12 protein-coding genes and 1 pseudogene are annotated in these 10,786 nt (G+C 67.8%); 6 read left to right on the top strand and 7 right to left on the bottom strand.

Translation table 11 applies throughout. The features are described from left to right. The first annotated feature begins 10 nt into the window (after positions 1 to 10). Positions 11 to 481 carry a DM13 domain-containing protein gene (locus tag FFS10_RS12875; RefSeq protein ID WP_137894870.1) on the top strand — a complete coding sequence of 157 codons (471 nt, stop codon included), beginning with the start codon at positions 11 to 13 and terminating at the stop codon, positions 479 to 481. A gap of 27 nt (positions 482 to 508) precedes the next feature. Here the strand turns inward: FFS10_RS12875 and lolA are convergent, their stop codons facing one another. From lolA to FFS10_RS12890, 3 genes are read right to left on the bottom strand one after another with little or no spacing between them, the layout of a single operon-like run. Further along, positions 509 to 1,183, bottom strand: coding sequence for an outer membrane lipoprotein periplasmic chaperone LolA (lolA, locus tag FFS10_RS12880; protein WP_137894871.1), 675 nt, complete (start codon positions 1,181 to 1,183; stop codon positions 509 to 511). Between the two features lie 30 nt (positions 1,184 to 1,213). Further along, the gene (locus tag FFS10_RS12885; RefSeq protein ID WP_137894872.1) at positions 1,214 to 3,562 is read right to left on the bottom strand and encodes a DNA translocase FtsK; all 2,349 of its coding nucleotides are present in this window, start codon (positions 3,560 to 3,562) and stop codon (positions 1,214 to 1,216) included. Between the two features lie 35 nt (positions 3,563 to 3,597). Beyond that, the gene (locus FFS10_RS12890; RefSeq protein ID WP_137894873.1) at positions 3,598 to 4,272 is read right to left on the bottom strand and encodes a Crp/Fnr family transcriptional regulator; all 675 of its coding nucleotides are present in this window, start codon (positions 4,270 to 4,272) and stop codon (positions 3,598 to 3,600) included. Between the two features lie 162 nt (positions 4,273 to 4,434). Between FFS10_RS12890 and trxB the strand changes: the two genes are divergently transcribed. The 3 genes from trxB (at position 4,435) to rpmG (ending at position 6,001) form a co-directional block, all read left to right on the top strand. Beyond that, positions 4,435 to 5,385 (top strand): thioredoxin-disulfide reductase, encoded by a 951-nt coding sequence (trxB, locus tag FFS10_RS12895; RefSeq protein WP_137894874.1) that lies wholly within the window; start codon positions 4,435 to 4,437, stop codon positions 5,383 to 5,385. A 189-nt stretch (positions 5,386 to 5,574) separates the two neighbouring features. Continuing rightward, positions 5,575 to 5,808 (top strand): 50S ribosomal protein L28, encoded by a 234-nt coding sequence (gene rpmB / locus FFS10_RS12900; RefSeq protein ID WP_019654270.1) that lies wholly within the window; start codon positions 5,575 to 5,577, stop codon positions 5,806 to 5,808. Positions 5,809 to 5,830: 22 nt separating this feature from the next. Beyond that, on the top strand, positions 5,831 to 6,001 hold the full coding sequence (rpmG, locus tag FFS10_RS12905) for a 50S ribosomal protein L33 (RefSeq protein ID WP_137894875.1): 171 nt from the start codon (positions 5,831 to 5,833) through the stop codon (positions 5,999 to 6,001). Between the two features lie 133 nt (positions 6,002 to 6,134). On the opposite strand, the gene FFS10_RS12910 is transcribed toward rpmG, so the two are convergent. Next, the gene (locus FFS10_RS12910) at positions 6,135 to 7,358 is read right to left on the bottom strand and encodes a DesA family fatty acid desaturase (RefSeq protein ID WP_137894876.1); all 1,224 of its coding nucleotides are present in this window, start codon (positions 7,356 to 7,358) and stop codon (positions 6,135 to 6,137) included. A 130-nt stretch (positions 7,359 to 7,488) separates the two neighbouring features. After that, entirely contained in the window at positions 7,489 to 8,760 is a 1,272-nt protein-coding gene (locus tag FFS10_RS12915; RefSeq protein WP_137894877.1) for an RsmB/NOP family class I SAM-dependent RNA methyltransferase, read from the bottom strand. A gap of 33 nt (positions 8,761 to 8,793) precedes the next feature. Between FFS10_RS12915 and FFS10_RS12920 the strand changes: the two genes are divergently transcribed. Beyond that, complete coding sequence (locus tag FFS10_RS12920) at positions 8,794 to 9,024, top strand: DUF1653 domain-containing protein (RefSeq protein ID WP_137894878.1); 231 nt, start codon at positions 8,794 to 8,796, stop codon at positions 9,022 to 9,024. A 14-nt stretch (positions 9,025 to 9,038) separates the two neighbouring features. On the opposite strand, the gene purN is transcribed toward FFS10_RS12920, so the two are convergent. Then, a complete protein-coding gene (gene purN, locus FFS10_RS12925; RefSeq protein WP_137894879.1) occupies positions 9,039 to 9,620 on the bottom strand; it encodes a phosphoribosylglycinamide formyltransferase in 582 nt (193 codons plus the stop codon). Between the two features lie 21 nt (positions 9,621 to 9,641). On the opposite strand from purN, the gene FFS10_RS12930 reads away from it, so the two are divergent. After that, positions 9,642 to 10,316: a YceH family protein gene (locus tag FFS10_RS12930; RefSeq protein ID WP_137894880.1), complete on the top strand. Its 675-nt coding sequence runs from the start codon at positions 9,642 to 9,644 to the stop codon at positions 10,314 to 10,316. 89 nt (positions 10,317 to 10,405) lie between these two features. Here the strand turns inward: FFS10_RS12930 and FFS10_RS12935 are convergent. Further along, positions 10,406 to 10,786: pseudogene (locus tag FFS10_RS12935) on the bottom strand (group II intron reverse transcriptase/maturase); the annotation flags it as partial.

Here is a 10,786-nt window from a genome sequence, read left to right on the forward strand (position 1 = left end):
TGGCGCCGGAATGAGGAAGTCTCTGCTGCTGCTGACCTCGCACGGCCTGTGCGCCGCCGCCGGCTTTGCGCTGGGCATCTACCTGCTGCCCATACTCACGGCGCCGGCGGCGCCTTCGGCGGCCGATGTCGCGGCCCTGGCCGGCCAGGCCAGCTACACCGGCCAGTTCCGCCGCGAGCTCAGGGACAGCGACCTGCTGCACTGGGGCGAGGGCCAGGTCTCGGTCGGCAGGAACAGCATCGCGCTGCGCGGCCGGATCGCGCCCGGGCCGGACTACAAGCTCTACCTGTCGCCTGAGTTCGTCGAGACCGAGGCCGACTTCGCGCGCCTGAAGTCGCGCATGGTGCGGGTGGGCGAGGTCAAGACCTTCGAGAATTTCGTGGTGCCCGTGCCTGAGGCCATCGACGTGTCGCGCTACAACACCGTGATCGTCTGGTGCGAGGCCTTCAGCCAGTTCATCACGGCGGCCCGGTACCGCTGACGACCGCCGAGTGAGGCAGCAGCCCGCCTATTGGCGCAGCAGGTCGGCGCCGGCCGGAGGCTTGAACTGGAAGGTCTGCGCCGGCAGCTGAGGGTTGAGCTCGAAGGCCGTGAAGCGCAGCTCCGAGCGCTGGCCGAAGCTGTCGAGGATCTCGAGCGCGGCCAGCTCCACGCCCTTGTCGCCGGTGCGCAGGCCCACGCGTATGTGCTGCAACTGGCCGTCCTTGTTGCGCGGCGTGGCCAGCACCCACTGCAGACCGTCCTTGTCGGGTGCGGCCTGCAGGCTGAAGTCGCGCTCCAGGGTCTTGAGGTCGGGCGCCGAGGCGACCAGGGCTGCGGGACTCGCGTCCAGCACCTGGGATTGCTTGCGCGCCGTGACCTGGTTCAGGTCCACGTCGTACATCCACAGGGTCTGGCCGTCGGCGACGATGCTCTGCTCGAAAGGCTTCCTGTAGACGAAGCGAAAGCGCCCCGGCCGCTGGAACTCGAAGCTGCCGCTCGACTGCTTGCCACGCGCGGCCTGCCCGTCCTTCGGGGGCGCGGTCACCACCTGGGTGAAGGCCGCGCGGCCCGAGCGCGTGGCCTGGATGAAGGCCTCCAGGCTTTCCAGGGCGCCGGCCCAGGCGGCCGGCTGGCACAGCGCCAGCGCCAGCAGCGCGCCGGCGCGGCGCAGGCGGAATGAAGACAGCAAAAGAGAACGCATGGACATCAGATACGGGCGGTGCCCGGAGGTTCACTCGGCGCGCGAGGGCACCAGGATCTCGCGCTGGCCGGCGCCGTTCATGGCGCTGACCAGGCCGGCGTTCTCCATATCCTCCACCAGGCGTGCGGCGCGGTTGTAACCAATCTTGAGGTGGCGCTGCACCAGCGAGATGCTGGCCTTGCGGTGCTTGAGCACGACCTCGACCGCCTGGTCGTACATCGGGTCCTTCTCGCCGCCCTCGCCACCTTCGCCCAGCGGGCCCTCGTCGCCGTCGACCGTGCCGCCCTCGAGCACGCCCTCGATGTAGTTGGGCTCGCCCTGGGACTTGAGGTAGCTGACCACGCGGTGCACCTCCTCGTCGCTGACGAAGGCGCCGTGCACGCGGACCGGGAAGCCGGTGCCCGAGGGCATGTAGAGCATGTCGCCCATGCCCAGCAGGGCCTCGGCGCCCATCTGGTCGAGGATGGTGCGGCTGTCGATCTTGCTCGAGACCTGGAAGGCGATGCGGGTCGGGATGTTGGCCTTGATCAGGCCCGTGATCACGTCCACGCTGGGCCGCTGCGTGGCCAGGATCAGGTGGATGCCGGCCGCGCGCGCCTTCTGCGCCAGGCGCGCGATCAGCTCCTCGATCTTCTTGCCGACCACCATCATGAGGTCGGCCAGCTCGTCGATGACGACCACGATGTGCGGCAGGCGCTCCAGCGGCTCGGGGCTGTCGGGCGTGAGGCTGAAGGGGTTGTAGATGAACTCCTCGCGCGCCCTGGCCTCGTCGATCTTGACGTTGTAGCCGGCCAGGTTGCGCACGCCGAGCTTGCTCATGAGCTTGTAGCGCCGCTCCATCTCGGCCACGCACCAGTTCAGGCCGTTGGCGGCCTGCTTCATGTCGGTGACCACCGGCGCCAGCAGGTGCGGGATGCCTTCGTAGACCGACATCTCCAGCATCTTGGGGTCGATCATCAACAGGCGCACGTCCTTGGCCTCGGCCTTGTAGAGCAGCGAGAGGATCATGGCGTTGATGCCGACCGACTTGCCCGAGCCGGTGGTGCCGGCCACCAGCACGTGCGGCATCTTGGCCAGGTCGGCCACCACCGGGTTGCCGACGATGTCCTTGCCCAGGCCCATGGTCAGCATGGACCTGGCCTCGTGGTAGACCTGCGAGCCCAGGATCTCGGACAGGCGGATGGACTGGCGCTTGGCGTTGGGCAGCTCCAGCGCCATGTAGTTCTTGCCGGGAATGGTCTCGATCACGCGGATCGACACCAGCGAGAGCGAGCGCGCCAGGTCCTTGGCCAGGTTCACCACCTGCGAGCCCTTGACGCCGGTGGCGGGCTCTATCTCGTAGCGCGTGATGACCGGGCCCGGCATGGCGGCGACCACGCGCACCTCGACGCCGAAATCCTTGAGCTTCTTCTCGATCAGGCGGCTGGTCATCTCCAGCGTGTCGGGCGAGACCGTCTCCTGGCGCACCAGCGCACCGTCCAGCAGGTCGACCTGCGGCAGCTTGCTGTCGGGCATCTCGGTGAACAGCGGCTTTTGCCGTTCCTTGACCACGCGCTCGCTCTTGGGCACGTCGACCAGCACCGGCTCGATGATCTGCACCGGCCGCGGATGCTGCTCGCCGATTTCCACGCGCTCGACCTGCACCACCTCCTCGCGCTCGCGCGCGGCGCGCTTGCCCGCCTCCAGGTCCTCGGCGATCTCGCGCTTTTCGCGGCGCGAGGCGATCAGCGCGTCGATGCGCGCGCCCAGGCGCTCGGCGACCTGGCTCCATGAAAAACGGAACACCAGCGAGGCGCCTATCACGCCCATGGCGATGCCCACCAGGCCCGAGCCGGTAAAGCCCAGCCACTGCAGGCTGGCCGATCCGGCCAGGTGGCCCAGCACGCCGCCACCGGGGCCGGGCAGCAGCGGCTCGAGCCGGTACAGGCGCGTCCACTCGAGCGCGGTGCTGGCCAGCATCAGCAGCGTCAGGCCCAACCAGAAGCCCAGGCGGCGCGATCCGAAGCGGGCCAGCCAGCCGCTGGGCTCGGGCCCTGGCCGCCCCCCCTCCTCGCCGCGCATCCAGCGCGCCAGCGCCGCCAGCCAGGCGCGCAGGCCCGCCGCCACGCACCACCAGACCGAGAAGCCGAAGGCGAAGTAACCGAGGTCCGAGAGCCAGGCCCCCAGGCGCCCGCCGAGGTTGCGCGGCATGGCCCGCAGGCCCGAGGTCGACCAGGCCGGGTCCTGGGCGGAATGCGACAGCAGGGCCAGCAGGGTGAAGACCAGGGCCAGCAGGCCCAGCAGCAGGCCGATTTCCTGGGCAAAGCGCACCACGCCGGCGCGGCCCGGCGGCGCCGCGTCGCGCGCCGTCGAATTGAGTGTGTTCAGCGAATAGCTCATAGGCAGGAAGCTGAGCTTACCCCATGCAAGCCGCCTCAGCCGAGTGCCGACAGCGGCTCGCGCACCCAGAGCGTGCCGTCATGAAGCGGCTCCAGAAAGCCGCGCTGCTCGAGCTCCTTCATGACGCGGCTGACCCGCTCGCGCGATGCGCCCACGGTCTTGGCCATGTCCTGGCGCGAGATGCGCCCGCGCACCAGCAGGCGGCCCGCCGCGTCCTCGGTGGCCGCCTCGAGCAGCAGGCGCGCCACGCGGCCATGCACGCCCATCAGGGCCAGCGACTCTATCCTGCGGTCGGCCTGGCGCAGCCGCCGCACCAGGGCCTGCATCAGGGCGTGCGCGGCCGAGGACGGAGACGGAAGCCAGCGTTCCAGCTCCTCGCGCCCGAGCTCGAGCACGTCGCTGGGCACCTCGGCGCGCACCGTGGCCGAATGCGGCTCCTGGTCGATCAGGCTCATCTCGCCGATCGGGTCGCCCGGCAGCAGCGTGGCCAGGATCACCTCGCGGCCACGGCCGTCCACCGCCACCACGCGGGCCCGGCCCGTCAGCAGGATGAACATGGACTCGCTGCGGTGCCCCTGTTCGACCAGCTTCTCGCCGCGCCGCAGGCGCCGCTTGACCACGGCCTGCGCCAGCGCCGCCGCCTGCACGTCGGTCAGCGCCGAGAACAGCGGCACCCTGCGGATCAACTCCAGGCTGGACAGCATCGTCATCGCAAAAAACCTCCCCGAAGCAAGCGGCCCTGCGGCTTCATACAATCGCGGCATCGATCGCCGTCCGCGCTGGCGCGCGGCAGGATGGAGGGCTAGGGCCTGCCCCGAACTTTACCGCCTGCGGCACCGCATTTTCCCTTCTGCCTACAACAGGAAGCCTTCATGTCCGACACCCTACACGCCAAAGTCCTGATCCTCGGCTCCGGCCCGGCGGGCTACACCGCCGCCGTCTACGCGGCGCGCGCCAACCTCGACCCGGTGCTGATCACGGGCATCGCCCAGGGCGGCCAGCTCATGACCACCACCGACGTGGACAACTGGCCAGCCGACGTGCATGGCGTGCAGGGCCCCGAGCTGATGCAGCGCTTCCTCGAGCATGCCGAGCGCTTCAAGACCCAGATCGTGTTCGACCACATCAACGCGGTCGACCTCGCCAAGCGCCCCTTCACGCTCAAGGGCGACAGCGGCAGCTACACCTGCGACACGCTGATCATCGCCACCGGCGCCTCGGCCCGGTACCTGGGCCTGCCTTCGGAAAGCGCCTTCATGGGCCGCGGCGTGAGTGGCTGCGCCACCTGCGACGGCTTCTTCTACCGCGAGCAGGAGGTCTGCGTGATCGGCGGAGGCAATACCGCCGTCGAGGAGGCGCTGTACCTCTCCAACATCGCGAGCAAGGTCACGCTGGTGCACCGCCGCGACAAGTTCAGGTCCGAGCCCATCCTGGTCGACAAGCTGATGGAGAAGGTGGCCGCCGGCAAGATCGTGCTCAAGACCTTCCGCACGCTCGACGAGGTGCTGGGCAACGACAGCGGCGTGACCGGGGTGCGCCTGAAGAACGTGCAGGACGGCAGCACCGAGGATATCCAGCTGCAGGGCTGCTTCATCGCCATCGGCCACACCCCGAACACCGAGATCTTCCAGGGCCAGCTGGAAATGGAAAACGGCTACCTCATCACCCAGGGCGGGTTCAAGGGCTTCGCCACCCAGACCTCGGTGCCGGGTGTGTTCGCCGCCGGCGACGTGCAGGACCATGTCTACCGCCAGGCCATCACCAGCGCCGGCACCGGCTGCATGGCCGCGCTCGACGCACAGCGCTTCCTGGAACAGGACTGAAAAATTCGCTATAATCCTTGGCTTTGCTGAAACGGCCGGATATTCCATTTCCGGCCCGGACGGCGAAGCCGGGTTACCGCCACCCTTTCATGGCGAGGTGAGGCTGGAACGCCAGGTCCGTGCAGATCGCCCTAGATCCTTGCGAAGACCCATCGGCACCAGCTGTTTGAAAAGTATCGGAGTGTCCTCATGGCACGCGTCTGCGACGTAACGGGCAAAGGCCCGATGGTCGGAAACAACGTTTCCCACGCCAACAACAAAACCAAGCGCCGGTTCCTGCCGAACCTGCAATACCGTCGTTTCTGGGTCGAGAGCGAAAACCGTTGGGTGCGCCTGCGCGTATCCAGCGCCGCCCTGCGCCTGATTGACAAGAACGGCATCGATTCCGTGCTCGCCGACCTGCGCGCACGCGGTCAAGCCTAACCCCTGACGAAGGAGCAGCACCATGGCCACCAAAGGCGGACGCGAAAAGATCAAGCTGGAATCCACCGCGGGTACCGGTCACTTCTACACCACGACCAAGAACAAGAAGACCATGCCCGAGAAAATGGCGATCATGAAGTTCGATCCCAAGGCTCGCAAGCATGTCGAGTACAAGGAAATCAAGCTGAAGTGATTCGGCCCTGATTCAGGCAACAAAAAACCCGCTGGCATCCAGCGGGTTTTTTTATGGCCTGCCGCTTTGCACGCGGCAGGTAGCGCTCGAAACGATGCGGGACATGCCCCGCCGCCAAGGGCGGGGCCCGACCTCAGGCCGGCTGCACGCGCACGGCGCGCAGCTTCATAGAGAAGTCGCGCAGCGCGGCGATGCCGCTGTCCTCGGCGCGGCGGCACCAGGCCTGCAGCTCGGCAGCCAGCTGCTCGCGCGAATGCGAGGTGTTGAGCCAGATCTGGCGCAGTTCCTCGCGCATCACGACCATCTTGTCCAGCACCGGCAAGGCGGCGCGCGCCTGCTTGAGCTGGGGCAGGGCCTCGGCCGGCACCTTCTCGGCGTCGCGGTGCAGCCAGCGGCCGGCCACCTTGAGCGCGTTCGCATCCAGCTTGCGCGACTTCAGCGAGGCCACTTCCTGCTGGAACACGGTGCGCATGTGGCGCGCATAGCCGGCCATCACCTCGTAGCGGTTGGCGATCAGGGCCTCCAGCGTCTTCTCGTCGGCCACCGGGCGGATGTCGCCATAGGCCAGCTTGGGCGGGGTCTTCTTGACGGTGGCCAGGCCGACCTTCTGCATCAGGCTGATATAGAGCCATCCGATGTCGAACTCGTAGGGCTTGACCGACAGCTTGGCCGAGGTCGGGTAGGTGTGGTGGTTGTTGTGCAACTCTTCGCCGCCGATCAGGATGCCCCAGGGGAAGATGTTGGTGCTGGCGTCGGCCGCCTCGAAGTTGCGGTAGCCCCAGTAGTGGGCTCCGCCGTTGATGATGCCGGCCGCGGTGACCGGGATCCAGGCCATCTGCACGGCCCACACGGCCAGGCCGGCCGCGCCGAACAGCGCCAGGTCGATGATCATCATCAGCCCCACGCCCTGCCAGGAGTAGCGCGAGTAGACGTTGCGCTCCATCCAGTCGTCGGGCGTGCCATGGCCGTAGCGGGCCAGGGTTTCCTTGTTCTTGGATTCGGCGCGGTACAGCTCGGCGCCTTGCAGCAGCACCTTGCGGATGCCGTGGACATGAGGGCTGTGCGGATCCTCGGCCTGCTCGCACTTGGCGTGGTGCTTGCGGTGGATGGCGGCCCACTCCTTGGTCACCTGGCCCGTGCCCAGCCACAGCCAGAGACGGAAGAAATGCGAGGCGATGGGATGCAGGTCCAGCGCGCGGTGGGCCTGGTGGCGGTGCAGGAAGATGGTGACGCTGGCAATCGTGATGTGGGTCGTCAGCAGCGCATACAGGACGATCTGCCACCAGGACAGGTCCCACAGGCCGTGGGCCAGCCAGTCAATCGCCGCGTTCAGTACGGCCCAATCGGGTAACAGCATAGTCAGGGAGTCTCTTTCAAGAAGTATTTGTGTCGGACGGGCGACCGTCCAGGTAACCCGTTATTTTAAGTTCCGTGATGAAAAAATGGGCATTTATTTGACGCCTCACCACGAAATTGGTTCTAAATAATTACTTTTTCTGCCAAACGGCGGCAAAAAAACCGTCCGTTCCATGCCGGTGCGGCCACAGCCGGAGGAACTCGCCACCGCTGTCCGGCCCGGCGCAGAGCCTGGCCGCGCCCTCCAGCTTGAGATTGGACAGGATGTCGGCGGTTGCCAGTGGAGTGAACTCCTTATTCGCCCCACTGAAGGCCAGGGCAATCGCCTCGTTCTCCTGCGGCAGCAGGCTGCAGGTCGCGTAGACCAGGCGGCCGCCGGGCTTGAGCAGGCGCGCCGCGCTTTGCAGGATGGCGGCCTGCTTGGCCGTCAGCTCGGCTATGGCCTGCGGCGACTGGCGCCACTTGAGGTCGGGGTTGCGGCGCAGCGTGCCCAGGCCCGAGCAGGGCGCGTCGACCAGCACCCGGTCGATCTTGCCGGCCAGGCGCTTGATGCGCTCGTCGCGCTCGTGCGCGATCGCCGCCGGGTGCACGTTGGAGAGCTTGCTGCGCGCCAGGCGCGGCTTGAGCGCGTCGAGCCGGTGCGCCGACACATCGAAGGCATAGAGGCGCCCGGTGTTGCGCATGGCCGCGCCTATCGCCAGGGTCTTGCCGCCCGCGCCGGCGCAGAAATCCACCACCATCTCGCCGCGCTTGGCATCCAGCAACAGGGCCAGCAGCTGCGAGCCCTCGTCCTGCACCTCGATGGCGCCGCGCGCGAAGGCGTCCAGCTTGGTCAGGGCCGGCTTGTCCGTCAGGCGCAGGCCCCAGGGCGAATAAGGCGTGGGCGCGGCCTTGATGCCAGCCTGCGCCAGCTCCTTCTTCACATCGTCGCGCTTGTCGGTCAGGGCGTTGACGCGCAGGTCCAGCGGCGCGGGCTGGTTCAGGCTCTCCACCAGCGGCCAGAATTGCTCGCCCAGCTGGTCTTTCAGCGCCTGCGCCAGCCAGTCGGGCAGGTTGTGGCGGTGGCGCTCCATGAGGTCCTCGGGCTTGAGGCTGTCGCACTGGTCGAGCCAGGCCTTTTCGGCCTCGCTCAGGGCGCTCTTGAGGAAGTCGCGCGGGCCGTGGAAACCCAGGATGGCCAGTCGACGCTCCTTGGGGCCGCTGCCCGAGCGGGCCAGTTGCTCGAACAGCAGCTTCTTGCGCAGCACGGTGTAGACGGTTTCGGCCAGGGTGGCGCGCTCGCGCGGGCCCAGCGCCCGGTGCTCGCGGAAGTAACGCGAGACCACGGCGTCGGCGGGATGGTCGAATTGCAGTGAGAGCCTGACCAGTTCGGCGCAGGCGTCCAGCAGGGCTTTAGGATGCATGGCCCGTATTGTCCCATCCCACCTCGAGCCACCATGTCTGAGACCCTGCCCCCGCTGATCGCCACGCCGCCCGGCACCTACCGACATTACAGGGGCGGCCTCTACGAAGTGCTGGGCACGGCCCGCCACAGCGAAACCCTGGAGCCGATGACGCTGTACCGGGCGCTTTATGGCGAGGGCTGCCTGTGGGTGCGGCCGGCCGCCATGTTCGGCGAAACCGTCAGCGTGGACGGCGTGGAACAGCCCCGCTTCACCCGAACCTGAATGCAAGGACCAGGCTACATTTTCGAGAGCAGCCCGGCGATCGCGCGCGGGTAGATCAGGTGCTCCTGCGTGAGCACGCGCGCGGCCAGGGTCTCGGCCGTATCGTCCGGCAGCACCGGCACCACGGCCTGCTCCAGGATGGGGCCATGGTCCAGCTCCGCCGTCACCTGGTGCACCGTGGCGCCAGCGAAGCGGCAACCCGCCTCGATGGCGCGCTGGTGCGTGTGCAGACCGGGAAAGGCCGGCAGCAAAGAGGGGTGGATGTTCAGCAGCCGGCCCGCGTAACGCGCGACGAAGCCGTGGCTCAGGATGCGCATGAAACCGGCCAGCACCACCAGCGCGGGCTGGTGGCGGTCGATCTCGGCCGCCAGCGCCGCGTCGAAGGCCTCGCGCGAGGCGTGGCCCTTGTGGTCCACCACCGCCGTGGCCAGGCCCTGCTCGCGCGCGAAGGCCAGCCCGCCGGCCTCGGCCTTGTTGCTGATCACCGCCGCCACGCGGGCGCCGAATTTGTCCTGCCAGCCCTCCTGGCGCGCGGTCCGCACGATGGCCGCCATGTTGGAGCCGGTGCCGGAGATCAAAATCACGATGTTCTTCATCACCCCCGGATTATCCCTGTCATGCCCATCCGCCCCCTCTCCCCCGTCGAAGCCCGCGTGCTGGGCACCCTGATGGAAAAGGCCCGCACCGTCCCCGACAGCTACCCGCTGACGCTGAACTCGGTGCTGGCCGGCTGCAACCAGAAGACCAGCCGCGAGCCCCTCATGCAGATAGCCGAGGCCCAGGCCCAGGAGGCGCTGGACGCGCTGAGAGGCCTGTCGCTGGTCATAGAGTCCAGCGGCGGCCGCGCCGCGCGCTACGAGCACAACTTCCAGCGCGTCTACGGCGTGCCCGAGCAATCGGCCGTGCTGCTGGGCCTGCTGATGCTGCGCGGCCCGCTGACCGCGGGCGAACTGCGCATCAACGCCGAGCGCTGGTACCGCTTCGCCGACATTTCCTCGGTGGAGGCCTTCCTCGACGAGCTGCACGAGCGCTCCGCCGAAAAGGGAGGCCCGCTGGTGGTACAGCTGGCGCGTGCGCCGGGCGCGCGCGAGCAGCGCTGGGCGCAGCTGCTGTGCGGGCCGGTGGCCATGGCGCAGGCCGCGGCCGAGTGCGAGGCCGCCCTGCCCGGCGCCGGCGAGGTGGCGCACCTCCAGGCCCGCGTCGAGGCCCTGGAACGCGAGCTCGGCCTGCTGCGCGAGACCGTGCAGAAGCTGTGCGCCGAGCTCGGGATGTCGCAGGGCGGACAGAGCTGATCGAACGACCGTGCTAAAAATGCCGCTTCTGAGTCGGAGTAGGAATGCCAGTCACCCAACACCCCCTCCACAGATCCGTACGTGCGGAACTACCGCATACGGCTCCTGCCTTGGGTCGTGACGATCAGACGCTGGTTTGGGTAGGGGTGGCAGATGCGCGGAACGGGAAGCCAGTGCGCGATCACTCGGCGCATTCGTCGCCAGCTCAGGTGATGGGTTTGGCTGCGCCGGCACAAGGTGCGGTGCCACAGCCTGGCGACCTGGAAGCGGAATGCACTCAGCCGCGCGCCGTTGTCGGGCACGCCGAAGTAACGGCCATGCCCGGCCACCACCGCGCGCAGGTACTGCCCCTGCTCCTTGATGGGTCGGTGCATGCGCCGTCTGAGCTCGATCTTGACCGCCTGCAGCTTGGTTCGCAGGCGTTTGGCACTGGTCAGCCGCAGCACCATGAATTTGCCCTTCCTGGTCTG

Source organism: Ramlibacter sp. 2FC, assembly GCF_005503345.1.
In the GTDB taxonomy this organism is placed as follows: Bacteria; Pseudomonadota; Gammaproteobacteria; order Burkholderiales; family Burkholderiaceae_C; genus SCMQ01.